Raw genomic sequence first — 23580 nt, 5'->3', positions numbered from 1 at the left:
CCGGCCCGCGCGCCGGTGCCCCCTGGCGCCCGGACCCCTTTCGCGTAGGATCTCGGCACGGCTTACTTAGGGGAGCCTAACCTGATGGGAAATGAGGGTGCAGTGGTCGGCGAGATCTTCCGGGATCCCTGGGGCATTCCCCATCTGCGCGCGGACGACGCGAACGGGCTCGCGCACGTCCAGGGCCGGGTCACCGCGCTCGACCGGGCCTGGCAGCTCGAGGTCGAACGGCACCGCGCCCAGGGCACCTCGGCGTCCTTCCTCGGCCCCGAGGCGCTCCCCTGGGACCGCTTCGTCCGCCGCGCCCGCCTGTCCGACACGGCCCGCCGCTGCTGGGACGAGCTGGAGCGGACCGACCCCGGAACGGCGGAGTGGGTACGGGCGTACGTGACCGGCGTGAACGAAGGGCTGCGCTCCGCCGACGCCCCCGAATTCACCCGTACGGGCCTCGTCCCCGGCCGCTGGGAGCCCTGGACCCCGCTCGCGGTGTGGCTCTCCACCCACATCCTCTTCGCCGGCTTCCCCGCCAAGCTCTGGCGCGAGCACATCACCAGCCGGCTCGGCGCGGACGCCGTCGGCCTGTTCGCCGCGGACGGCCCCGGCACCGCGGGCAGCAACGGCTGGCTGGTCGCCGGGGACCGCACGGTCACCGGGCACGCGGTCCTCGCCGGTGACCCGCACCGCTTCATCGAGGACCCGGGCGTGTACCAGCAGATCCGTCTGTCCTGCCCGGAGTTCGACGTGGTCGGCCTCGCCGTGCCGGGCGTCCCCGGCATCGCCCACTTCGGCCACACGGGCTCGGTCGCCTGGGCCATCACCAACGCCATGGCCGACTACCAGGATCTCTACCGCGAGCGGCTGCGGCGGACCGGCGCCGGGGTGGAGGCGCTCGGTCCTGACGGGACGTGGCGGCGGGCCGCCCGGCACACCGAGACCATCGAGGTGGCGGGCGAGGAGCCGGTCGAGGTCGAGGTCGTCGAGACCGACCGGGGCCCCGTCGTCATCGGCGGCCCCGAGGGCCTCGACGACGGCGTGCCCGAGCCCGGCGAGCCGCCGTCGGCCGTCGTCCTCCGGTACCCGCCCCGGGTCACCGGCGACCTCGGCTTCGGCGCGCTGCTGCCGCTGCTGCGGGCCCGCCGGGTGGCCGACGTGGACCGGGCCGTCGACCGGTGGGCCGAGCCGGTCAACGTGATCATGGCCGCGGACACCGAGGGCGGCACCCTGCACCGGGTGGCCGGCCGGGTCCCGGTCCGTTCCGCGGCCAACGGGACCCGTCTGGTGCCGGCGTGGGAGCCCGGGTACGAGTGGCGGGGCTGGCACGAGCCGCCCCGCGCCGGCCTGGCCGACGGCGTCGCCGTGATGGCGAACCAGCGCGGCCCGGCGAGCCCGCTGGGCGTCGAGTTCGCCCCGCCGCACCGGGCCGACCGCATCACGGAACTCCTGTCGCGGCGGCAGCGCTGGTCCGCCGCCGACATGCCCGCCATCCACATGGACACCCACCTGGCCTCCGCCACCCCCCTCCTCACCCACCTGACCACCCTCGGCGTCCCGCCGACCACCCCAGGCAACCCGGGCACCCCGGCTCCGCGCCCCGGCGCCACGCGCGACGCGGTGGCGGAGCCTGCTGCCGCAGTCGGCGGTGCGGTCTCGAGCGACCGTGTCGGCGGCCGGGCGCCCGGTGTCGTGCCCGAGGGCTCGTCCTCGGCAGGCTCCACCGCCGCAGTCGGCGGTGCGGGATCGAGCGACCCGGCCGGCGGGTCGGGTGTCGTGCCCGAGGGTTTGCCCCTCGCAGGCCCCACGGCCGACCCCGATGTCCCGGCGCCGAACGGCCCCGGCGCGACGCGCGACGCCGCGGCGGAGCCCGCTGCCGCGGCCGGCGGCCAACCGGCCGACTGTTCCGGTGTCGTACCGGAGGGTTCGCCTTCGGCGGGCTCCACGGCCGGGGCCGACGGGCCGGTGCCGAGCGGGCCCGCGCTCAGTGAGGCCGCCGCTGCTCTGCGGGAGCGGTTGGTGGGGTGGGACCGGCGGATGGATGCCGGGAGCGCCGACGCGGCGCACTTCGCGGCGGTGCGCGGTGCCGTCGTGCGCCGGCTCGCCGCGCACCCCGCCTTCGCCGGGGCGGCCGTGCCGCCCCCGTACCCGGAGATCTTCCGCCCCTGGCTCGCGCTGGTGCCGCGCGTCGGCCACGCGCTCGAGCACCTGCTGTCCGCCGAGGAACTGTTCGGCATCGACCGCCGGGAGGTGGTCCGCGAGGCGCTGGAGGAGGTGGCCGCCCGGCCGCCCGCCGGCACCTGGGGCGACACCCACCGCCTGGCCCCCTGGCGGGCGCTGCCGCCGACGACGCCGTACGACGAGCCCGGCCTGTCCGGCGACCACGACTGCGTGCTGTGCACCTCCCCCGTGCCCGGCCTCACCGACCTCGCCGCGCGCGGCCCGGCGGCCCGGTACGTCTGGGACCTGGCCCGGCGCGAGGACAGCCGCTGGGTGGTGCCGCTGGGCGCCTCCGGAGTGCCCGGTTCACCCCATCACCGCGACCAGCAGCCCCTGTGGCTGGCCGGGGACCTGGTCCCGGTCGTCACCGACTGGGCGCAGCTGACGAAGGAGACCGATGTCTGACCCGTACGCCTCCCGCCCGTCCGTCCACGAGGAGCGGAACGACGGCTTCGGCACCGTACGCGTACTGCCGCTGGACCCCGCCGCCGACGCGCCCCTGCTGCACCGCTGGGTGAGTGAGGAACGCGCAGTCTTCTGGGGCATGAACGGCCTCACCGGCCGGCAGGTCGCCGAGATCTACGCCCACATGGACACCCTCGGCACCCACCACGCGTACCTCCTCCTCAAGGACGGCGCGCCCGCCGCGCTGCTCCAGACGTACGAACCGGAGGCCGACCGGGTCGGCGACTGCTACCCCGTGGCGCCCGGCGACATCGGCATCCACCTGCTGCTCGCCCCGGCCGGCGCCGGGGGCCCGCGCTCCGGCTGGACCGCCGCCCTGATGGACGCCGTCGCCGGGTTCGTCCTGCGCGGACTGGGCCGCACCCGCGTGGTGGCCGACCCGGACGTGGCCAACGAGAAGGCCGTCGCCCGCTTCCTCCGGCAGGGCTTCACCGCGGGCCCCGAGGTGGTACTGCCGGAGATCGACCTCCCCGACGTGTACCTGCCCGAGAAGAAGGCGCGGCTCCTCTTCCTCACCCGGGAGGTAGCCTTCGGCGGGTGACCCCCGACGATCTCGTCGCCCACTACGGACTGGAGCCGATCCCCCGCGAGGGCGGCCGGTTCCGGCAGACCTGGTCCGGTCCCGCACGCCCCGACGGTCGCCCCGAGGGCACCGCCATCGTCGCGCTGCTCACCGACGCCCCCGGCGACTTCTCCGCCCTGCACCGGCTGCCCGCCGACGAGATCTGGCACTTCTACCTCGGCGACCCGCTCCGGCTGCTCCTCCTCGCCCCCGACGGCACCGCCCGCGAGCCGGTGCTCGGCCCGGACGTCCTCGGCGGCCAGCACCTCCAGCTCACGGTGCCCGCCGGCACCTGGATGGGCGCCCGGGTGGCGGCCGGCGGCGCCTGGTCGTTCTTCGGCTGCACCATGGCCCCCGGCTTCACCTACGAGGACTACGAGCACGGCGACCGGGCGGAACTGACCGCACGTCACCCCGAACGGGCGGCGCTCATCGCGGAACTGTCCCGCCCATGAGCGGGCCGGGCCTGCTGCACGGCCAGGTCGCCCTGGTCACCGGCGCGGGCGGCGGCATCGGCCGGGGCATCGCGCGGCGGTTCGCCGAGGAGGGCGCGGCCGTCGCGCTGCACTGCCGTACGTCGACGGCGTCCGCGCGGGAGACCGCCGGGCGCATCCGGCGGGCGGGCGGCGCGGCCGTCGTCCTGCGGGCCGACCTCACCGACGAGGACGACTGCCACCGCCTGGTCGCCGAGGCGGCCGAGTGGGGTGGCGGCCGGCTGACCGCGCTCGTCAACAACGCGGGCGTCCAGCCGGTCCAGGAACTCGCCGGGATGACCGCGGCCGAGTGGCGCCGGGTCGTGGACACCAACCTCACCGGCGTCTTCGCCTGCACCCAGGCGGCGGCACTGCTGATGCGCGGCCAGGACGGCGGCGGCACCGTCACCCACATCGCCTCGGTCGAGGCCCGCCACCCGGCCCCGGCCCACGCCCACTACTGCGCCTCCAAGGCGGCGGTGGTGACCCACGCCCGCTCGGCGGCGCAGGAGTACGGCCCGTGGGGCGTGCGGGTCAACTCCGTCTCGCCCGGCCTCGTCGAGCGGGAGGGCCTGGCCGAGGCCTGGCCGGAGGGCGTACGCCGCTGGCGGCGGGCGTCCGCCGTGGGCCGGCTCGGCCGCCCGGAGGACGTCGGCGACGCCTGCGTGTTCCTGGCCTCCCGGCTGGCGTCCTGGGTGACGGGCCACGACCTCGTGGTGGACGGAGGGGCCTCGGCCCGGCCCACCTGGTGAACCGGTGAGCACACCGCGCCCCGCGTCCGTACCCCTCCCGTAGGGCCGGATTGCCGGAAGGCGGGGACGACGTGCGGGGACGCGGGAGCGGGGCGACGGGCGACGGCGCGGGGGACGGGGCCCGGGGCGGCCGCCGCACCCGGCGACTTCAAGGGCTGGCGCTGCTGGGCGCCGTGCTGGTCCTGCTCCTCTTCGGCGGCGCGGCCCCGGCGAGCGCCCACGCCGCCCTCCGCGGCAGCGACCCCGAGGACGGAAGCGTCGTCAAGTCCGCGCCCCGGCACCTCACCCTGACGTTCACGGAGTCCGTAGGGCTGCTCGACGACTCCTTCCGCGTCTACGGCCCCGACAACCGCCGGGTCCACCTGGGCGAGCCGCGGCACGCGGACGGCGGCTCCGACACCGCCCGCACCGAGCTGCCCGGCGGCCTCGCCGACGGCACCTACACGGTGGCGTGGCGGGTGGTCTCCGCCGACAGCCACCCGGTCTCCGGCGCCTTCACCTTCTCCGTCGGCAAGCCCTCGCCGACACCGCCGGCCGCGCCCGCGGACCACGCCGAACACCCGGTCACCAAGAGCCTCTACGACACCGGCCGCTATCTCGCGTACATCGCCGCCGCGCTGCTCATCGGCACGGCGGCGTTCGCGGCGCTGTGCCGGCCGCCGGACCCGGCCCCGCTGCGGCTGCCGCTGCTCACCGGCTGGTGGACGCTGCTGACGGCGACGACCGGCCTCCTCGTCCTGCGCGCCCCGTACGAGAAGGGCGCCTCGCCCGCGACCGCCCTCGACCTCCCGGCGTTCGCCGACGCCCTCACCGGCCGCCCCGGACTGGCCCTGCTGACCCGTCTGGCCCTGCTGCTGCTCGCGGCGGCGGCCCTGCTGGCACCGCCCGTCCGGCGCGCCGCCCCCCGGGTCCGCCTGGCCGCCGGCGCGGCACTCGCCCTCGCCCTGGCGCTGACCTGGGCGGCGGCCGAGCACGCCTCCGCCGGCATCCAGGTCCCGGTGGCGATGGCGTCGTCCGTGCTCCACCTGCTGGCGACGGCGTGCTGGCTCGGCGGTCTGACGGCCCTGCTCCTGACCCTGTACCGCGCCGGGACCCCGCCGCCGGCCGCCACGGTCGCCCGCTTCTCCCGGCTGGCCTTCGCCTCGGTGACCGTCCTGGTCGTGACCGGCGTCTACCAGTCGTGGCGCGGCCTCGGCTCCTGGTCGGCCCTCACCGAGACGTCGTACGGACGCACCCTGACCGTGAAGCTCGCCGTCACCGTCTTCCTGCTGGCGGCGGCGGCGCTGTCCCGCCGCTGGACGGCCCTTCTCGCGCGACCCGCGACGGCGGTGGCCGAGGCGCGGGTACCGGAACCGGTGGGCGCGCCCGGGACCCCGCCGGCGCCGCCGAGATGGGCCGCCCCGCCGCCGGACGGTCCGGACGCCCTCCGCCGCCGTGCCCTGCGCCGTTCCGTACTGGCCGAGGTCGTCGTGGCGGTGGTCGTCCTGCTGGTCACCACGGTGCTGACCGGCACCCTCCCGGCCCGTGCGGAGGCCGAGGCGGCCAGGGCGCCCGAGCCGCAGGTGGCGGGCCTGCCCGGTGCGTCGGCGTTCACGGTCCCCTACGACGTGGGCACGCCCGGCGACCGGGGCACGGTGCAGATCACGATGGACCCGGGCCGGGTGGGTGAGAACGGCCTCCAGGCGGTGGTCTTCGGCGCCGACGGCGGCCTGACCTTCGTACCGGAGCTCCGTATCTCCTTCACCCTCGAGGCGAAGGACATCGGCCCCATCGACGCGAAGGCGACCGACCGCGGCGGTTACTGGGCCACCAACGACCTCAACCTGCCCCTCGAGGGCTCCTGGACGATGAAACTCACGATCCGGGTCTCCGAGGTGGACCAGGTGAGCGAGGTCCGGCAGGTGCGGATCACCCGCTGATTCCACCGGCTTTCAAGATCGAAATCAAAAACTCAAGATCAAGTAATCAAGATCGAAAAATATGGTCCGTTAATTCTTCGGGAATTCCTCTACAACCTTCCGTTGCGTGCGCATGTCTGGCTGATCGCAGGGGTGTTGGGGTCCATGAAGAGGAGCTCGGAAACGTGACCATGCGTTCTTTCGTCCGGCGGGTGGGGCCGCGAGTCGAGCGGAAGGCCGCCGAACGGGTGTGGCAGCTGCGTACGATGCGGCGGCGCCGCACGGCGGCGGTCACGGAACCGGGGTTCCGCCCGGTGGCGGTCCGCGGCCAGCGGCTCTACGGACGGGTCGTGACCCGGTTCAGGGCCGCCGACGCGGCGGCCGCCAACCTCGGCCTGGTCGTCGCCGCACTGGAACAGGAAGGCATTCCCTACTTCCTGGTGCCGGCCTCGCGCACCCGCCACACGGTCGGGGTGAACGCCGTGGACCGGGAGCGCCTCCTCACCGCCCTGGAGGCCCGCAACGCCGGGCAGCCGGTGTTCATCGGACGGCCGCTGCCCGGCGGGCAGCTGAAGCACCCCGCGCTGTTCATGGACGGCGTGCTGCCGGCCGCGCTGCGCACCTCCCCCGTCCTGCGGATCGGGGAGAACCACCTGGGCCCCTCGGGCCAGCTGCTCGCCGGACCGGAGCTCGCCTGTGACGTCGAGTTCTGGGAGGACGGGGCGCAGCTCCTGGCCTCCGCCGACGGGCCCCGCCGGCTGGCCAAGGTGCAGCCGCAGGCGTCCGAGGACGTTTTCGCCGAGTCCCTCGTCGCACCGCGCAACAACGGCATCACCGACGTCCTCCCGGCGGCCGAGCAGACACCGGCCACGTTACGCGTCGGCGACCGGGAGCTGCCGACCTTCGCCCCGCTCACCCTGCCGACCCTGCACGACGTGACCTTCCCCGTCGACGTCGTCTACACCTGGGTCGACGGTGAGGAGCCGGAGATGCGCGCCAAGCGGGCCCGGCACCAGCGCGGCGGCATCGCCGAGATCCTGGACAAGGAGACCAACGCCTCCCGCTACACCAGCCACGACGAGCTGAAGTACTCGCTGCGCTCGCTCGCGATGTACGCCGACTTCGTCCGGCACGTCTACCTCGTGACCGACGGCCAGAAGCCGCACTGGCTCGACGACGGAGCCCCGGGCATCACGGTCGTCGACCACCGCGACATCTTCCCGCCGGACGTGCTCCCGGTGTTCAACTCGCACGCCATCGAGACCCGGCTGCACCACATTCCCGGCCTGTCCGAGCACTACCTCTACTTCAACGACGACGTGTTCGTCGGACGCCGGATCACCGCGGAGCACTTCTTTCACGGCAGCGGCCTGATGAAGATCCCGGTCTCGCCGCTGAAGATAGGCGTCGGAAAACCGCACGCCGAGGAGACGGCCACCAACTCCGCGAGCAAGAACGTCCGCCGGCTGCTGCTGGAGCGGTTCGGGCGGATGACCACGAACAACTTCCTGCACACCCCGCTGCCGCAGCGGCGGGACACCCTGCGGGAGCTGGAGGAGCTCTTCCCGCAGGACATCGCCCGCACCACCGCGTCCCGCTTCCGCTCGCCGCAGGACATCGCGATGACGGCCCCGCTGCTCTACCAGTACGCCCTGACCACCGGCCGCGGCGTACCCGGGAGGTTCAGCTACCGGTACGTCAACATCAGCCGCCCGGACGCCGGGGAGCGCCTGGCCGACCTGCGCCGCAGCCGCCGCTTCGACTTCTTCTGCCTCAACGACGTCGACGTGGCGCCCGAGGAGCGGGAGCGGGTCGGCGCCCGGATGAACGAGTTCCTGGAGCACTACTTCCCCTTCCCGAGCCCCTTCGAGAAGCGGCAGTGAAGGGAGCCGGGAGCATGGACATCCGTCATCGCGTCCCGGCCCCCGCGGGCGTGCGGGCCGCCCGGGACCTGCTGGCACGTCTGCGGCCCTGGCCGGCGGCCCTGCTCTGGGCGCTGCGCACGGCCCCGGCCCGGCGGCGGCTGCGGGCCGCAGTCCCCGGACTGCGCCGGGTCACCTTCGGAGCGACCCGGCTGTACGGGAGCACGGTCACCGGCTACACCGCCGCGGACGCCGTCGAGACCGACCTCGAACGGGTGTGCTCCCTGCTGGAGGAGCTCGGCGTCCCCTACTTCCTGGTCCCCGCCGACCACGGGCACAGCGCGCCCCGCCAGGTCGTCGGCGTCGAGGAGACCTACCGCGACGCGGTACTCGCCCGGGCCGCCCACCGCCTGGCCGGCACCTGCGGGTACGTCGGCGCCGTGGGGCCGGACGGCGCCGTGACGACGGCGGTGCTGTGGGCCGACGGGAGGCTGCCGCGGGCGCTCGGACGGGCCGCGGTGCTGCGCACCGGCACGGTCCGCCTCGGCCCCTGCGGGCAGGTGCTCACCGGTCTGGAGGCGGGGTGCGACATCGAGTTCTGGCGGCCTGGCCGGGAGTTCGGCGCCGACCCCTCCTGGCTCACCGTGCCGGGCGGCCGGCTGCCGGACGTCTTCGGTCCGGCACTCGTCGCCCCGCGCCGCAACCCCGTCTCGGAGGTGCTCCCGCCGGCGGCGCGGCGGCCGGCCGCGGTGACGCGCCGCCGCCGCAGCGTGCCGACCTTCGAGCCGTTCGCTGAGCCGGGCATCGACGAGGTGTGCTTCCCGGTCGACGCCGTGTACACCTGGGTCGACGGGGACGATCCGGCGCTGGCCGCGAAGCGCCGCGCCCACCGGGCGCTCTCCGGCGGCCTCATCGCCCCGCGCGAGACCGGCGCCTCCCGCTACACCAGCCACGACGAGCTCAGGTACGCGCTGCGCTCACTGGAGATGTACGCCGGGTTCGTACGGCGCGTCTACCTCGTCACCGACTCCCAGGTCCCCGCCTGGCTGGACCCGGACGCGGAGGGCCTGACCGTCGTCGACCACCGGGAGATCCTCCCGCCGGACGCGCTGCCCGTCTTCAACTCGCACGCGATCGAGAGCCGGCTGCACCACATACCGGGCCTGTCGGAGCACTACCTCTACTTCAACGACGACGTCTTCATCAACCGCCCGGTGGCCGCCGAGCACTTCTTCCACGGCAACGGCATCGCCCGCATCCCGCTGTCCCCGCTGAAGCTCGGCGTAGGCGCCCCGCACCCGCTCGAACCGGCCCCGAACTCCGCAGGCAAGAACGCCCGCGAGGTGGTCCGCCGCTTCCACGGCCGGTACCCCACCCACAAGTCGCTGCACACCCCGCACCCCCAACTGCTGTCGGTGATGCGCGAGATGGAGGATCTCGGGATCGCGGAACTGGAACGCACGTCGTACTCCCGTTTCCGCTCCGTCGCGGACGTCGCCCCGGCGTCCACGCTCCACCACCACTGGGCGATCGCGACCGGCCGGGCCGTCCCCGCCGACTACCGCTTCCGCTACGTGCAGCTGGGCACCCCGGACATGCGGCGCCGCCTGGCCCGCCTCGCGGCCGGCGAGGACGTCGACTTCTTCTGCCTCAACGACGTGGACACCACCGAGGCGGCCAGGCCCGGGGCCCGGAGCGCCCTGCAGGGCTTCCTGGAGCAGAAGTACCCGTTCCCCAGCCGCTTCGAGGCCGCCCCCCGCCCGGTCACCCCTCTCACCGCGGCCCGCCCGCCCCGCCCCGAACCCCAGCTGCGCGACTGAGCACCCGCACCCATTGCGCCGGACGGCTGAGGGATGCGCCGTCTTCGGCGGAGCCTCGCGGGGTCGCGCCGCGCTGATCACGCGGGCACCGCAGAATGCGGCACCGGAAGCGGCATACGCGACGACCGGGGCGAGCGAGGGCGGCCATGGCCAGTGCGAGCGGAGCAGTCGGACGGGCCGGTCACGGAGGAAAGGCCAGGGGCCTGTCGGCGAGGGTGTTCGCGCTCGCACCCGAGGGACTCCGCTGGCCGCGCGGGGTGCTGTTCCTGGACCTCGCCCTGGTGCCGCTGATCGTCTTCTGGGCGGTCGGCCACCAGGTGTACCTTCCCAGCGCGCTGTTCGGCCTGCTGTTCACGTTGCTCGCCGACCCCGGGGGCGGCCTCGGACAGCGCGTGTCCCGCTCGGCCGCCTTCGCGCTCCTCGGCGCGGGGCTGACCGCGGCGGCGTTCGCCCTGGGGGGAGTGGCCTGGTACTGGCTGACGCTCGTGGTCTTCGCGGTGACGCTGACCGCGGGCCTGGCCGCCGTGTTCGGAGCCCGCAGGTTCGCCGCCGCGCTGCTGCTCGACGTCTGGTTCGTCATCGCCCTCGCGCTCGCGTTCGGCTTGCATCACTCCGGCCGCGTCAGCAGCCTCACCTGGGCACAGGTGCTCGCCTGGACCGGCGGGGCGGCGCTGTGGATCGTGATGGGCCTCGTCGAGTGGCTGATCCACGGGCGCGGCGAACGCCCCCAGCCGATCGCGGAGATCCCCGGGGACACCTCGCGGAAGAGGCTGACACCTCCGCTGGCCGTGTTCGCGCTGATCCGCGCCCTGACCATCGCCGGGACCGTCGCCCTGGCGTTCGGACTGGAGCTGTCGCACGGCTACTGGATGCCGATCGCGGCCGTCGTCGCGATGAAGCCGAGCCTGCGGCAGGCCGCGCTGGTCTCCGCGCAGCGCCTCACCGGCGCGCTGATCGGGGCCGTCGCCGCCGCGCTGCTGCTGCTGGTGCCCACCGCGTTGAGCGGGTTCAGGCTGGTGGTGACCGAGCGCGGACTCGAAGTCGTCGCGCTCGTCCTGTTCATGCACGGGGTGGTGATCCGGTTCTGGAACTATGCGCTCTACTCCGCGGCCATCGCCGCGGGAGCGCTCATCCTGGTGGGCCTCCCGCAGCCCTCCGACTACGCCGCCGAGGGCTACCGGGTGCTGTGGACGCTGTGCGGCGCGGGGCTGGCCCTGCTCGTCCTGCTGCTCGCGGGCCTGCTCACCAGGCGCGCCACCGGAGCACCGCACCCTCCGTCCTGAGCCGGCGGCCGCCGGGTCCGGGGCGGGTCTGCCATCCCGGTGAAACCGGGGGCGACACGGCGCACGGCGCACACGACCGTGGCAGGCATGGATGCACCGGCCCCGCCAGATGTCGGGCCCTCACCTCGAACGGAACGTGTGATGAGGCGACTCCGTCAGGCCGTCCTGTGGACCGCCGCCCTTGTGTCGATCGCTGCCGCGAGTGGCTGCTCCGATGACGGCGGCGGCGGCTCGTCCTCCTACTCGACGCCGTCGAGCAAGGCACCGAGCAGCGCGTCGGCCGGTGCCCCCGCCATGGTGAAGACCGCCTCGGCCGGCGATCTCGGCACGATCCTGGTCGACGGGAAGGGCCACACCCTCTATCTGTTCGAGGCGGACAAGTCGACGACCTCGACCTGCGACGGGGCGTGCGCCTCGGCCTGGCCGCCGCTGCTGACCTCCGGGGCGCCCACCGCCGGCGGCTCGGTGAAGTCGGATCTGCTGGGCACGTCGAAGCGGTCCGACGGCAAGACGCAGGTCACGTACCACGGGCACCCGGTCTACGGATACGCCGGGGACTCCAAGCCGGGCGACACCAACGGCCAGGCGCTGAACCAGTTCGGCGCCAAGTGGTACGTGCTCGACACCGCCGGCGACAAGGTCGCCAAGAGCTGACCGGCGACGACCACGGGACGGGACGGCCGACGTGACGACACCTCCACGCCACGCCGCCCCCGGGCGGCCCTCTCTCGCGCGGGCGGGCGCACTGCTGGTGCTGATCGCCGCCCTGTCGGCGGGCGTGGCGGTGGCGATCTGGGTGATCGGCCGGAACCACACGCCCCAGTACACGACGGACCTGTTCGGCGCCCGGGGCGCCGACGCGGTCACCCTCAAGGCCCGCATGGGCAGCGCCCTGTTCGGCCTGGCGCTCGTCCAGCTGGGCCTGGCCCTGTGGATGTACGGGCGGCTCCCGCGCGTCGCGGCCGCGCCCCGCGCGGTCCGCGTCGCCCACCGCGTGGTCGGGTGGGTCGCCTTCCTGCTGTCGGTGCCCATCGCCTTCCACTGCGTCCGCACGTACGGCGTCGAGACCACCAGCGCCCGTGTCCAGCTGCACTCGGTCGCGGGCTGCGCGCTCTACGGGGCGTTCGTCGCCAAGGTGCTGGTGGTGCGCAGCCGCCGGCTCCCCGGCTGGACGCTCCCGGCCGCCGGAAGCGCCCTCTTCGTGGCCATCGGCCTGCTCTGGTACTCCGGCGCGCTGTGGGCCCTCAACGGATCCGACGCCCCGGGCCTGTGAGGGCGGACCCGCCCGGAGACGGGATCAGGGACGCACGTCGACGTAGTCGCCGGCGGCCTTGGCCGGGCCGGTCGTCGCGGTGCCGGTGAAGTTCCACCGCCAGTAGCCGTCCTTGACCGCCTTGACCGTGGTGCGAAGGTTGCCGGTGCTGTTGGTGTTCACCATGGCCACCGTGGTGTAGGTGCTGCTGTTCTTCGGGCGGAACTGCAGCTTCACGGCCTGGCCCACGTATCCCGCGTACCGGTAGGTGTCCCAGTTGGCCCGCACGAGCTTGCCGGTGACGGTGAGGCGCGCGCCCTTGGCCACCGGTTCCGGTGAGGCGTCGACCGTGAGCCGCGCGGCACGTTTGAGGCCGAAGGACCCCACGCCGGGGGCGAAGCGGGAATCGCCGTCGCCGGCGTCGACCAGGGCGTCGACCGACCATGTCCCCGCGTTGGCGTTGGCCAGGTCCACCCAGTCGTCGCTGCCCGGAGCCGGGTGAGCGTTGACGGTGAACCCCGTCGTGCATGCCGTCGGGGTCTCGCAGTACGCGTCGGTCGTGTAGAAACCGCCGTGCGGCCCCTTCAGATCCACGTCGGCGAAGGACAGACCGGAGTCGTCCGACCCGGTGACCGTCACCGAGAACCGCACGTCGTGCGTGATGCCCACGATGACGTCGCGTCCGGAGTTGACGGTGGCGCCGCTGACCACCGGGTCGCCGGACGCGGTTCCGGCCGCGGCCCCGACCGAGGTGCCGGCCCCCGCCAGCAGGACGGCGACGGCCCCCACCACGACCCCGCGGCTCGTGGCGCGGCCGACGGGCCTGCGCCGTACGGCGCGTGCGGCGGCGACGGACGGGGCCGTGTCGCGCCCGCCTCCTTGTCCGGTGCCGGGTGGTGCGGCGAAGCGGCTCATTGGTCCTCCCAGGGATGACAGGCCTACCGACCACACCGCGCGGGCCGTTGGCGGCGATCGCGGGAGACCGACGTGTGTCACCCCCTACGACTGCCGAACCGGCCCGATCGTTGCCCCGTCCGGTCAACGCGCCGATCGAGTCGCGGTCCGGGATACGTCGAAGGGCCCCCTGTTTCCAGGGGGCCCTTCGACATCGTGCCCGGTGAGGCACTGGCGGAGGATACGAGATTCGAACTCGTGAGGGGTTGCCCCCAACACGCTTTCCAACTGTTCGTCCGGCGATTCATGGTCGTCCGCCACCGTCCTGACCTGCGGCCGGTCGCTGCGATCGCCAGGGAGCGGACGGTGCTGAATGGGGGTGAATGCAACCCGAACTGCAACCCCGGTGATCCCTTGATCGAGCTGGCCGACGAAGCGGAGTCCGAAGGCGTTGAGCGGTCGGTCTCTCTCGAAGAGATGGCTGCCCCGCTCCGTGCCGGCCAAGGCTGATCGGCCATGGGCTACGTCACTCGTTTCACGCCGCATGCCCAGCGGGACATGCTCAAGGTTGAGCGCCCGGACGCCCTGCGGATTCTGTACCGCATCGCCGAACTCCAGAAGGCGATGGACGTCGGGGATGTCGCGGCGTTCGACATCAAGGCCCTCCAGGGGCAAAGCACCCGTTGGCGGCTGAGGATTGGCGACTACCAGGTCGTCTACACCGTCGAGGACGGACAACTGGTCGCGTGGACCTTGGCCATTGGTAACGTTGGCGACCCAAACGGGCTGAACTGTACTCAGCCGTCTTTTCCTTGCGATAACGCCACCTAACAGTAGTCACACGAATTGCGGGGGCGGTGCGACCAGTAGCGGCAGCTCCAGTAGCGGCAAAATGCGGGCGCCTTGGTCACCGAGCACCTCCTCCGTGATCTACACGCCTGGCGAGGTGAAGGGTCTGGCTCCTGTTCGCGACGCCGCCGTGTTGCGCGCGCGTCAACAGCCTGACCTTCGCGATGTCTTCCTCTGCCACGCGTGGGATGACCGGCGCGGTGCTGCCACGGAGTTGTGCGACCTGCTGGAAGCAGAGGGCGTGTCGGTCTGGTTGAGCGAGAAGGACATCGCGCTCGGCCTGCCGTTCATGCGGGAAATCGACAGAGGGCTGGCGAGGTCGCGTACGGGTCTCGTTCTGGTCACCCCTGCGCTACTGACACGCCTCAAGCGCGGTGGCGTCTCTGACAAGGAGCTCTCGGAGCTCCTTGCACGTGACCTGCTGCTCCCCGTCATACACGAGACGACCTACAGCGAACTCCGGGACGTCAGCCCCCTACTTGCATCCCGAAACGGGTTGGACACGGCTGAGGATTCGATGGCAGTAGTTGCCATCAAGATCGCAGAGCTGGTGGCCGTTGAGGACGACCAGCTCGCGGCGAACTGAGCTTGACTATTAACCCCACCAAGAAACGATCTTGGTGGGGTTAATAGTCAAGCTCAGGCCCTGTGCCGCTTCACCCGTCCCGCCTAGCGTTCCGTCGCTGTCGTCAGCCGCGTACGCGACGGGAAACTGAGCGTGTCGACCCGCGCCCCTATCAGAGCGAGCCGTCGCACCGCCTCCGCGTGAAACATCCGACTCTGCCACCGCTGGTAGCGGTAAGCGCACTCCATGGTCGTCCAGGCCAGCAAGAGCCCCACGACCCCAGTGGCCACGGGTGCCGCGTAGAGCCGCGGCCCACCCCCGCCTTCGACTCCGAGGGGCAAAGTCCAGGCGAGCGTGAGGGCGACGGTGAGCGCCAACCACAGGAAGTACCCGCTGAAGATCCAGGGCTGCGCCTCACACAGCCATCGCAACCGCCCACGTTCCGCCGCCCGCCCCTGAGCCGCCACCGCCCCTGCCAGTTCTTCGAGCGCGAACCGTGCTCGGTCCCGCTGCTCTCGCCGGATAGGCGCGCCCCACTCTTGTGTACGCACGTCAAGCCGAGCGATCTCCCGCCGTACCACCGCCATCGGGGCTGCCGAGGGCATCGCCTCCGGCCACTGCACCCACCGTTCGCGGTCGTCCTTGAGGGAGCGCACGAAACGGGCGGCCATCGGGCCGACGGCGGTACACATGCCCAGCATCAGTACGACGGCGAAGCCGGGACTCCGCCCCCACACTTGAATCACGAGCACTATTGCGAACAGCAGGAGAAAGGCCGGCACCGGATAGGTTGCCCGAAGGTAGTTCTCCTGCGTGGCGTCCTGCAGGTCACGTTCCCACGCCTGAACGGGGCGGCGCATGAGGCCGCAGGACAGCAGTACAGCGATTAGAACGAAGCCCATCAGCCCAAGGGACGCCAGGGCCAGCAGCAGAGCGACCGGGTCGTCGCCCGGCTCTGGAGGCGACCCGGTCGCCGTTGCTGCCCACGGCACGAGAACGCAGAGTGCGGCGGCGAGGAGACCGGTGGCCCAGCCGAGCAGTCGGCCGGGCCGTCGTGGCGGCCGTACTTCAGACAGGACTGCTGGCACCCACTCCGGTGCCACCAGGGTCTCCAGCGTGGCGATCAGCTCCTCAACGGCCGCGTCCCAGCCATCTGCGGGGATCCGATGTGCCTGGCGAAGGGAGAGATCGCGGATCGACGCGGGAAGCAACTCGGGCGACGGTGGCTCTACGGCGTCAAGGAGCAGGGGGATCACGGTCTTCCCAGCGGCAAGCGCCAGTTCGATCTCGTGCCGCACCCAGTCGCCCGCGCGGTCGAGGGATCGCGCGCCCGACGGGTCCCGCGCCTCCAACCAGCCTTCCGAAATGGTGACGAGCAGAACCTCGCAGTCATGCACTCGGCCTCTGAGGTCGTCTGGGTAGCGGTTACCCGGCAGCATCGACGACGTGTCGAGGAAGACTTGTGCGTCACCGAAGTGACGGCTGAGCCGATCACGCAGCCGGTGCACCGCATCTGTGGCACGCGGACTCCTGCGGTAGTTGATGAAGACGCCCCCCATGGCGGTGTAGCTCCTCCTCGTCCGTTCCTTCTGTCAGGGTGGTGGCTGGGTCATGCTTCTGATCACTCAGAATCGCGGAGGTCAGGACGTCAATGCACGCAGTCGGCTGCGGCCAGGGTGGATGATCTTCGAGGGGGGACACACTGTGATGCTCTGCCCGCCGCGGTCGGCGACCCTTGACCACGCACCTGGGGGCGCCCCGGATCCGCGTGCTGGACTTCTGGGCCATGGCGCTGACGGAGGTGGCCCGGCTGCTTGCGGTTGCGATCCGCGTCAGAGCTGCCTTGCGTGACCACCTCGCCCACAAGGGCATGACTTCTTGCGTTCTCGTACAAGTTGTCGGAGGTCGCAGCTAGAGTCGCAGTCGTTCGCATCGGCACTCTCGATTGACGTTTCCATGGCCAAGACAGTCTTCTACAGCTTCCACTACGAACAAGATGTCCACCGCGTCCAGTTGGTTCGCAATATTAACGCGCTCGAAGCGCAGCCACTGTTGAACTCTCAGGACTGGGAGCAGGTGCGTAGGCGTGGAGACGAGGCAATCAAGAATTGGATTCACAAGCAGATGGCGTACAAGAAGGCCGTCATCGTCTTGATCGGAAAGTGCACGGCAAGTCGACCCTGGGTCATGTATGAGATTAAGAAGGCATGGGCTGACAAGAAGCCGCTGCTAGGGATCCGAATCCATGGACTCTCGGCACTGGGGAGCGTTGATAGTGCGGGTTCCGACCCATTTGCCAAGGCTATTGGTGCAGGGGTAGTGCCGGTATTTGATCCCGCGATGCAGGATTGGTCGGGAAAGACCGACAGTAAGGCGACCTATAACAAACTGCGTGACAACTTGGAGTCTTGGTCGGAGCAGGGGGTGATTAGGCGGTCATGGTAGATCAATCTGCATGCCCCTTTTGCGTGATTGTTGCAGGGGGCGACTCCAGTGCGAGGCTGGTGTATCGCACCCAAGAGGTCACCGCATTCTTTCCATTGGAACAAGCCACTCGCGGCCACACTTTGGTAGTGCCGAACCGTCATGTTTCAGACCTGACAGATCTCAACGCTGTTGAGGGCCGTGATTTGGGTGAAGCGCTCCTCAGGGCAGCACATGCGATCCGCTCGGCCCTAGCTCCGGATGGTTTGAACGTGATTCAGTCGACTGGGGCAGCCGCCACTCAAACCGTACCTCACGTGCATTTTCACCTCGTGCCCCGATGGTCGGGGGATCGCATGGTGCTTAGATGGCCCGCGGGTGCGGCCGAAGATGGTCAAGCCCAAAGTCAGACTCTCGCCGCGATTCAGTCTGCGCTTTTCAACGAAGTGAGCGTGGTTGGGCCAGAGGATCGTCGGCAGCACTTGGCATTTATCCAAGCGATAATTACGCGCATGTCGCAGGCGTCGTCATCCTCGAAGGCGTGGCTGCTTCCGATTGTAACCGCGACTTACGGATACGCGATCACGAAGAGTTCGATTTTCGTGGCGCTTCTCGGCCTTTTGGCGGTACTTGTCTTTGGTGTCCTTGATGCTAATTATCTAAAGCAGGAGCGTGCCTTTCGAAAGCTCTATGACGAGGTGGCGGCCGGTCGTTCAATTCCTGCATTCTCCTTGAATCCTGCTCTGGCATCGCCAGCGGGTTCCAGAGTCAACTATTGGCCCGATTGGCCCGATATTAGATCGTGGGCGGTTGCTCCTGTTTATGGACCCTTGCTGCTTGCGGGGATGGGTATAGGAGCCTGGCTGCTCTACCGTTGAGGTAGTGAATTGACCGCTTCGACGAACCTGGGAAAGGCATCATCGCCATGCGTGTCAGCCTCCCTTGTGCCCATCGCCGTGCAGGATCGCTGTCCTGGCCGCCCAGGCCAGGATGCTCTGCCCTCGCATGGACAACCCGAGCCGGTTCCAGTGGAAGATCATGTGATAGCTGAGCACCTGTCGCAGCCCGCGATCCAGTGACCCGTCCTGGACGCCGTGGGCGAGTGCTTGGCCGGCGCTGCGGAACGCGCCAGCCCACTCGGCGACGGGCTCCAGCGGGCCGTCGAAGCGAAGCAGGACGTCGCTGTCGGCGAGAAGGAGAGGACGGATCTCGCGGGCTCGGGCGTTGAGACGGTCCGGCGGAACGTCGCTGATGGCCGAGCGGTGTTCCGTCGTGATGACGCGGTCCCAGACATCGCCCTGCTCGTACCACTCCAACCGGGCGGCGCGCATCATGATCGTGCACAGCAGGACGGACAGCTCCCTGGGCCCGACGGTGAGATCGTCGCGCTGGCACAACTCCTGGATCTGTCGGCTGTCGGTGACGAACAGGGCGTGCGCAGCCGTCATGCTGGTCTTCCCGCCGAACGCTGGCGTCTCAGGCTCGTAGATACCGGGCCACCAGCGCTGAAGGTGCCCGTCGGAGACTAGGCGGTCGAAGCCGTCCCCGACTGCCAGCTTGGCGCCGCCCGCAGGCTGGACCCGGAGGCGCAGACGCCAGCAGGGGTGCTTTCTGGTGTACCACCAACCGTCGATCGCGCCAGCGGTCTCCGCTTCGCGCAGGATGGGCAGGACGTGCGTGATGAAGGTGGTGTCGGCGTTCGGCCAGTCGGTGAAGTGGAGGTACGTCTGCCACCAGTCGGTGGTGGCCGCGTGGCAGGCCAGCGCTTCCCGGCCGGCCTGGTCGTAGACCGCGACCGCGTCGGAGAGGACCACGGGGTCCATCCGGTACTGCTGTGCTGCGTCGGCGAGCGGCAGGCCAGTCAGGACGGCGAGGACGGCGTGCTGCGTCGGGCTCGGCTCGGCTGCCTGAGTCAGTTGATCAAAAGACATGCGTCCCATCCAGTGCTCGGCGCCTGCTGCGAGGCGAAGGTGGTGAGAGCGAGCGCGGTGCCGGCGGCACCGTTGATCAGGCCGGGAGCCGGTGAGGAGCCGGGCTGGCCGGATGCGGTGAGGGTGTCACCAAGGCGTTCCGGGAGGGCGTGCAGCCGTGGGTCGAGCGCGTCTGCGGCCGCGCGGTGAGCGGTCTGATAGATGCCCGCCCATCCGTGGCAGAGGCCGTTGTCGGTGACCAGGGCGAGTTGCGCGGGATCGCACAAGGCCCGGTACAGGGCGTGCTCGTGGAACTTCTGGAGCGTGGGCGAGCGCAGGGCGAGCCCGGCGAGCTGGCCGGCCCGTGCAATGCCTGTCGTGCCGTAGCACCAGCTCGGACGGGCGGGGGCGTCGTGGTGGGGGCGTCCGCGGTCGAAATCGCGCCGCGAGATGTGTTCGGGCCACCAGGGGCCGGAGTCACCGTGCTGGCACCAGGCGTCGAGGTGGGCGCAGATGGTGAACATGGCGTCCTGGTGGCCGTGGACGGTGATGCCGCGGCGCAGGGCCTGGGCCAGGAGGAGGAGCGGGCCAGTGATGCCGTGCGCGGCACCGAAGTTGCCGTGTCCGCCGGGGAAGTGGGGGGACTCGCCGCGTGCCGGGTCGTGGCGGACCCACCAGCCGGGGAGCCCTCGCCCTTTGGGGGCGAGCGGCCGGGTCAGGGCGACGAGGTACTGCAAGATCCTCTCCAGGGCTGGGCCCGCGGGCTCGGTGCGCAGGAGGTAGGCGCCGATCCCCGTGAGGCCGTAGAAGAGGTCGTACTCCGCGAAGGTCGGAAGGTCTCCCCTGTCGATGCGGGCGAGCGCGGCGTCCACGCGGCGGTTGGCGAGGTCAGTGATGTGCTGGTGCAGGATCGTGCGCGCCGAAGCGTACAGATGCTGGTAGGCCGGAGGGACGGCGCTAAGGAGGAAGCCGACGGCCGGGGCGCCGAGGAACAGGCCCGTCTGGTCGGCCGCGCTGATGGGCCCGGAGGCCGCGCTCGTGATCCATCGGTGGGCGGAAAGCCAGGAGCCGCCGTACCGGCTGGCCGTCTCGATGTGCAGCAGGCTGATTCCGGCGGCGCCGTCGGCGAGCGACTGCACCGCCCAGGGCTCCTCCGGGGGCGAGGGAGGGGGTTCCGCCAGATGGGCGGTGTACTGCTCCAGGATCGCTGCGGCGGTGGCGGCCAGTGTGGTCATCGGGCTGCCATCCGGTGCTGGAGGGCCGCCGTTCGCACGAGCCGGATCGTGGTCTCCTCGGTGCGCGGATCGACGCCCAGAGCCCGGACGTGGTGCTGGTGCAGCAGCGACCGGGCGACATCGAGCGGATCACGCTCACCGGCCAAGGCCGTCCGGTAGGTGTCCACGGCAGTCGCGCGGGCACGCCACGCTTCGGTGACCTGTGGGCCGCCGGGGAGGGCCGCGAGCGCGGAGGTGCCGTTCGGCGCGGCGAGTTCGAGTACCTGGCTGCGCAGGGTCCGGCTTAACCGTCCGGTGCCCTGGGGGAGGCTGCGCACCAGCCACTCTTCGGCCGCCGCAGCGTCCGGTGCCAGGGGTGTGACGAGGCGCAGGGCGCTGGCGGCGGCGAGGGCCTGCGGGGCGAAGGCGTCGGGGCGCTCGGTGAGCTGGATCTGCGCAAGGGCGGCGGCAGAGTCCGCGGCGAACACCTGGTGCGCGGCGTCCATGACCGGCCCGTGGCCGAAGCGCCCTGTCTGCGGCTGGTACGGGCCCAGGACGAGCCCGGACGCCAGACCCATCCTGTGCAGGTTGTCCGCCCAGGCGCGGACGTACTGTGAGCTGGCCCCGTGTGTGTCCGGTGGCAGGTGCAGCGTGAGGTCGAGGTGCTGGTCGGCGTCCGGCCGGGCCATCTCCCGGTGACGGGTGAACCACCAGGTCGGCGGCTCCTCCCCGAACGCGGCGAGCAGGTGGGGGAGGTGGTAGCTCAGGATCTCGTCGTAGCGGCGCGGGTGGGCGTGGAGCTGCGCGAGAAGGACGCCGCCGGCCCCCGGGAAGTGCCTCCTGGTGGCCGTCACTGTGGCGGGGAGCGGCCGGGGCACGTAGGGGGTGTCCGGCTCGGCCCGGCCCAGGGAGAGCCAGATCTCGTGCGCCCGCCCGATCCAGCCGTGGGCGTCTGCGTCCGAAACCTCGCGCAGCTCCACGCGCCGGGCGTTGTCGAGATGGGCGCGAAGGACCCGGAGGTGGACCGGGTGGCACAGGTCGAGGGGGAGGCGCTGGTCGTACTCGATGACAGCGACCTGCATCGGAACCCGCAGCCGCTCCTGCCAGGCGGTGAAGGCGTCCTCCCACTCCTGCCGCGGAGCCTTCCGCCCGGGCAGGTCGTTGGCCATCAGCAGCCATCGGGCCTGCATGAGGATGGTGCGGCGGTAGCGGACCCGGGGGAGGAACGGGAGCCGGGAGCCGGCGCCGAAATCGAACGGCTTGTAGGCGGCGTACCGCCCGTGTGCCACCTCGGCGAGGAACCGGGCCAGCGGCGGGGTCTGGGTCCCGCCTTCCAGGGCGTGCAGGACCCGCACGTCGATGCGCCGGCCGGTGGAGAGCTGCACGAGCTGGAAACTGCGCGGGTCAGCGGTAACGGCGATGTCGGCGAGCCGGACCGTCGTCTCGTTGCTCTCTTGGTGGCCGGACAACTCGATGACGTGCGACAGCAGCCGCGGTGTGCGGGTGACGTTCTCGTTGCGGTGTCGGCGCGGCGGGAACACGAGCTGTGCCGTGAGGCCATCCGGCGCCCCTCGATAAGTGGTGGCGAGGGCGTCTTGGTGCTCGGGCGGCAGGACGTGGGCGAACCGGCCCGCCATGCTGCTGCCGGGGCGGGGTGCCGCGGTGAGCAGGAGGTCGAAGGTGCCGTTGGACAGCGCCCGGGTGCTGGGGGCGTGGACCTCGAAGGCGGCCTCCACCCGGGGCACGAACAGCCGCTCGTCCGCTCCGGCGGCCTTCTCCAGGGCGTTGACCATGTCGTCCGTCAGCCGCAGTTCGTCACGGCCATCGAGGAGGACTTGCTGCATCAGCGCGAGCAGCAGTTCGTCGCGTTCGGTGCGCACCTTCAGGGCGGCCCCGCGTTCGGAGCCGATGTATCCGGCGGGGAGCCCGAGGCCGCTGTCGGCAACCAGGTCCATCACCGGTACGAGGGCGCCGACGCCGTACCGGGCCCGGAACCGGCGGTGGTAGTCGCGCCAGTGCTGGTAGCCGTAGGGCTGTGGGGTGGTCCGGTAGAGGGCCGACACGGCTGCCTGCGCTTCCGCAATCACGGCCTGCGGGAGCTGGGTCTCGCAGTCGAGGGCGGTGTCAATGAGCAGCGGTGTCCGCGTGACGGGGGTGAGGGCGCGCATCCGCGCGGCGGTGGCGCTCACGTTGGTGTCGGAGAGCGTCGGCTGGTGGGCGGACATTTCGTCGCGCAGCGCGTACAGCTCGTGGACCAGGTCCCGCACCTCGGGGATGCCGTCCGCGCCGTGCCGTTCCAGCTCGTGGCACAGGTGCTGGAAGGCGTCCACCGTGGTCATGGGCGCCCACAGGCTGGTGATGAGGAACTGCTGCTCGACCAGGCTTGTGAGAAGAGCGTCGATCTGCTCCGGGGCGGCCTGCGGGAAGCCGTCGCGCAGGTGGCCGTGAAGATTGCCGTAGGGGATGGGGGTTCGGGCCGCGCTCATCGCGGCGGCCACCGGTCGGGCGTTGCGGACAGATATCTCGACCGGGGCCAGAAGGACGGCGTAGCCATCGGAGGGCGGGCCCGGCGCCACGAGCCGATCGCCCCGAGTGTGGGCGGCATTGTTGGCGACGAGCGGGAGCCGCTTCAGTAACGCGGGGGTGCGCTGGAGCCGGAGGACCAGGTCGGTGACCCACTCGGAGTCCGGCCGGATCAGCACGCGGTGCTTGTCGCGCCACCGCGCGGTCGCCCGGGGCCCGACCGTCACGGGACCGGTGCCGGCGAACAGCCCGAGCGGGGTGGGCCGGTGCTGCCACCGCAGGAGGTAGGAAACCGTCGATACGGCGGTGCGGCGGACGTGACGGGGCTCGGTCTGCCGGCCCTGGACGACTGCCTCGATGGCGTCGGACAGGACGGGGGTGGCCAGCCCCAGCGCGCTGCGGAAGTCCTCGCGCTGCCAGATGCGGTTCAGCCACCCGCGGGTGACGGCCATGTCCAGGTCGAGGATGCGGGGGATGTCTGCCGGCCCGGGGCTGGTGGTGGCGCGCAGCAGAGCGGCGCCCTGCCACTGGTAGTCGGCGACTGTTCGGGAAGCCATGGTGCCCTCCGTCTGGCGGGGCAGGTGAGGGGCCGATGAGCCGGGCGAAGCACTTCGCCCGGCTCA

The 23580-nt window shown here is 71.5% G+C and carries 19 protein-coding genes; 14 read left to right on the top strand and 5 right to left on the bottom strand.

What is annotated here, in order from left to right; all coding sequences use genetic code 11:
* The first annotated feature begins 84 nt into the window (after positions 1-84).
* The 10 genes from CNQ36_RS16825 to CNQ36_RS16780 all read left to right on the top strand — a co-directional run bounded on the left by CNQ36_RS16825 (position 85) and on the right by CNQ36_RS16780 (position 12599).
* Positions 85-2616 (top strand): penicillin acylase family protein, encoded by a 2532-nt coding sequence (locus tag CNQ36_RS16825; RefSeq protein WP_121546608.1) that lies wholly within the window; start codon positions 85-87, stop codon positions 2614-2616.
* A complete protein-coding gene (locus CNQ36_RS16820) occupies positions 2609-3217 on the top strand; it encodes a GNAT family N-acetyltransferase (RefSeq protein WP_121546607.1) in 609 nt (202 codons plus the stop codon). Before CNQ36_RS16825 ends, CNQ36_RS16820 begins: the two co-directional genes overlap by 8 nt.
* Positions 3214-3693: a cupin domain-containing protein gene (locus tag CNQ36_RS16815; protein ID WP_121546606.1), complete on the top strand. Its 480-nt coding sequence runs from the start codon at positions 3214-3216 to the stop codon at positions 3691-3693. The genes CNQ36_RS16820 and CNQ36_RS16815 overlap by 4 nt, the downstream gene beginning before the upstream one ends.
* Entirely contained in the window at positions 3690-4463 is a 774-nt protein-coding gene (locus CNQ36_RS16810) for an SDR family NAD(P)-dependent oxidoreductase (protein WP_121546605.1), read from the top strand. Before CNQ36_RS16815 ends, CNQ36_RS16810 begins: the two co-directional genes overlap by 4 nt.
* Before the next feature lie 155 nt (positions 4464-4618).
* Positions 4619-6382 carry a copper resistance CopC/CopD family protein gene (locus tag CNQ36_RS16805; RefSeq protein WP_410177134.1) on the top strand — a complete coding sequence of 588 codons (1764 nt, stop codon included), beginning with the start codon at positions 4619-4621 and terminating at the stop codon, positions 6380-6382.
* 164 nt (positions 6383-6546) lie between these two features.
* Positions 6547-8244 (top strand): stealth family protein, encoded by a 1698-nt coding sequence (locus tag CNQ36_RS16800; RefSeq protein WP_121546603.1) that lies wholly within the window; start codon positions 6547-6549, stop codon positions 8242-8244.
* A 14-nt stretch (positions 8245-8258) separates the two neighbouring features.
* A complete protein-coding gene (locus tag CNQ36_RS16795; protein ID WP_121546602.1) occupies positions 8259-10043 on the top strand; it encodes a stealth family protein in 1785 nt (594 codons plus the stop codon).
* A gap of 146 nt (positions 10044-10189) precedes the next feature.
* The gene (locus tag CNQ36_RS16790) at positions 10190-11326 is read left to right on the top strand and encodes an FUSC family protein (protein WP_228312991.1); all 1137 of its coding nucleotides are present in this window, start codon (positions 10190-10192) and stop codon (positions 11324-11326) included.
* Between the two features lie 141 nt (positions 11327-11467).
* Positions 11468-11980 carry a COG4315 family predicted lipoprotein gene (locus CNQ36_RS16785; protein WP_121546600.1) on the top strand — a complete coding sequence of 171 codons (513 nt, stop codon included), beginning with the start codon at positions 11468-11470 and terminating at the stop codon, positions 11978-11980.
* Between the two features lie 31 nt (positions 11981-12011).
* Positions 12012-12599, top strand: coding sequence for a DUF6529 family protein (locus CNQ36_RS16780; protein ID WP_387912514.1), 588 nt, complete (start codon positions 12012-12014; stop codon positions 12597-12599).
* Positions 12600-12623: 24 nt separating this feature from the next.
* On the opposite strand, the gene CNQ36_RS16775 is transcribed toward CNQ36_RS16780, so the two are convergent.
* Positions 12624-13493 carry a calcium-binding protein gene (locus CNQ36_RS16775; protein WP_228312990.1) on the bottom strand — a complete coding sequence of 290 codons (870 nt, stop codon included), beginning with the start codon at positions 13491-13493 and terminating at the stop codon, positions 12624-12626.
* Between the two features lie 495 nt (positions 13494-13988).
* Here CNQ36_RS16775 and CNQ36_RS16765 point away from each other — a divergent pair, with 495 nt between their 5' ends.
* On the top strand, positions 13989-14303 hold the full coding sequence (locus CNQ36_RS16765) for a type II toxin-antitoxin system RelE family toxin (protein WP_121546599.1): 315 nt from the start codon (positions 13989-13991) through the stop codon (positions 14301-14303).
* 94 nt (positions 14304-14397) lie between these two features.
* Complete coding sequence (locus CNQ36_RS16760) at positions 14398-14907, top strand: toll/interleukin-1 receptor domain-containing protein (protein ID WP_228312989.1); 510 nt, start codon at positions 14398-14400, stop codon at positions 14905-14907.
* 83 nt (positions 14908-14990) lie between these two features.
* On the opposite strand, the gene CNQ36_RS16755 is transcribed toward CNQ36_RS16760, so the two are convergent.
* Positions 14991-16445: a toll/interleukin-1 receptor domain-containing protein gene (locus tag CNQ36_RS16755; protein ID WP_121546597.1), complete on the bottom strand. Its 1455-nt coding sequence runs from the start codon at positions 16443-16445 to the stop codon at positions 14991-14993.
* A 397-nt stretch (positions 16446-16842) separates the two neighbouring features.
* Here CNQ36_RS16755 and CNQ36_RS16750 point away from each other — a divergent pair, with 397 nt between their 5' ends.
* Together CNQ36_RS16750 and CNQ36_RS16745 are read left to right on the top strand one after the other, a co-directional pair.
* Positions 16843-17331, top strand: coding sequence for a TIR domain-containing protein (locus CNQ36_RS16750; RefSeq protein WP_121546596.1), 489 nt, complete (start codon positions 16843-16845; stop codon positions 17329-17331).
* Positions 17325-18188, top strand: a complete 864-nt coding sequence (locus CNQ36_RS16745; RefSeq protein ID WP_121546595.1) for an HIT family protein — start codon at positions 17325-17327, stop codon at positions 18186-18188. The genes CNQ36_RS16750 and CNQ36_RS16745 overlap by 7 nt, the downstream gene beginning before the upstream one ends.
* A gap of 54 nt (positions 18189-18242) precedes the next feature.
* Here the strand turns inward: CNQ36_RS16745 and CNQ36_RS16740 are convergent, their stop codons facing one another.
* Genes CNQ36_RS16740 through CNQ36_RS16730 form a run of 3 tightly spaced genes read right to left on the bottom strand, consistent with a single transcriptional unit; the run spans position 18243 to position 23514 of the window.
* Entirely contained in the window at positions 18243-19241 is a 999-nt protein-coding gene (locus CNQ36_RS16740) for a thiopeptide-type bacteriocin biosynthesis protein (protein WP_121548485.1), read from the bottom strand.
* The gene (locus CNQ36_RS16735; RefSeq protein WP_121546594.1) at positions 19223-20455 is read right to left on the bottom strand and encodes a lanthionine synthetase C family protein; all 1233 of its coding nucleotides are present in this window, start codon (positions 20453-20455) and stop codon (positions 19223-19225) included. Before CNQ36_RS16735 ends, CNQ36_RS16740 begins: the two co-directional genes overlap by 19 nt.
* Positions 20452-23514 carry a lantibiotic dehydratase gene (locus tag CNQ36_RS16730; RefSeq protein ID WP_121546593.1) on the bottom strand — a complete coding sequence of 1021 codons (3063 nt, stop codon included), beginning with the start codon at positions 23512-23514 and terminating at the stop codon, positions 20452-20454. The genes CNQ36_RS16735 and CNQ36_RS16730 overlap by 4 nt, the downstream gene beginning before the upstream one ends.
* Between the last annotated feature and the right edge of the window lie 66 nt (positions 23515-23580).

This window comes from Streptomyces fungicidicus, assembly GCF_003665435.1.
In the GTDB taxonomy this organism is placed as follows: domain Bacteria; phylum Actinomycetota; class Actinomycetes; order Streptomycetales; family Streptomycetaceae; genus Streptomyces; species Streptomyces fungicidicus.
This window is presented reverse-complemented; position numbering and strand designations above follow the sequence as displayed.

Bases quoted from the DNA above. Each gene is read 5' to 3' on its own strand.
- CNQ36_RS16825 (WP_121546608.1), top strand. From the start codon at position 85: ATGGGAAATGAGGGTGCAGTGGTCGGCGAGATCTTCCGGGATCCCTGG.
- CNQ36_RS16820 (WP_121546607.1), top strand. From the start codon at position 2,609: ATGTCTGACCCGTACGCCTCCCGCCCGTCCGTCCACGAGGAGCGGAAC.
- CNQ36_RS16810 (WP_121546605.1), top strand. From the start codon at position 3,690: ATGAGCGGGCCGGGCCTGCTGCACGGCCAGGTCGCCCTGGTCACCGGC.
- CNQ36_RS16795 (WP_121546602.1), top strand. From the start codon at position 8,259: ATGGACATCCGTCATCGCGTCCCGGCCCCCGCGGGCGTGCGGGCCGCC.
- CNQ36_RS16790 (WP_228312991.1), top strand. From the start codon at position 10,190: ATGGCCAGTGCGAGCGGAGCAGTCGGACGGGCCGGTCACGGAGGAAAG.
- CNQ36_RS16785 (WP_121546600.1), top strand. From the start codon at position 11,468: ATGAGGCGACTCCGTCAGGCCGTCCTGTGGACCGCCGCCCTTGTGTCG.
- CNQ36_RS16775 (WP_228312990.1), bottom strand. From the start codon at position 13,493: ATGAGCCGCTTCGCCGCACCACCCGGCACCGGACAAGGAGGCGGGCGC.
- CNQ36_RS16765 (WP_121546599.1), top strand. From the start codon at position 13,989: ATGGGCTACGTCACTCGTTTCACGCCGCATGCCCAGCGGGACATGCTC.
- CNQ36_RS16755 (WP_121546597.1), bottom strand. From the start codon at position 16,445: ATGGGGGGCGTCTTCATCAACTACCGCAGGAGTCCGCGTGCCACAGAT.
- CNQ36_RS16750 (WP_121546596.1), top strand. From the start codon at position 16,843: ATGGCCAAGACAGTCTTCTACAGCTTCCACTACGAACAAGATGTCCAC.
- CNQ36_RS16745 (WP_121546595.1), top strand. From the start codon at position 17,325: ATGGTAGATCAATCTGCATGCCCCTTTTGCGTGATTGTTGCAGGGGGC.
- CNQ36_RS16740 (WP_121548485.1), bottom strand. From the start codon at position 19,241: ATGTCTTTTGATCAACTGACTCAGGCAGCCGAGCCGAGCCCGACGCAG.
- CNQ36_RS16735 (WP_121546594.1), bottom strand. From the start codon at position 20,455: ATGACCACACTGGCCGCCACCGCCGCAGCGATCCTGGAGCAGTACACC.
- CNQ36_RS16730 (WP_121546593.1), bottom strand. From the start codon at position 23,514: ATGGCTTCCCGAACAGTCGCCGACTACCAGTGGCAGGGCGCCGCTCTG.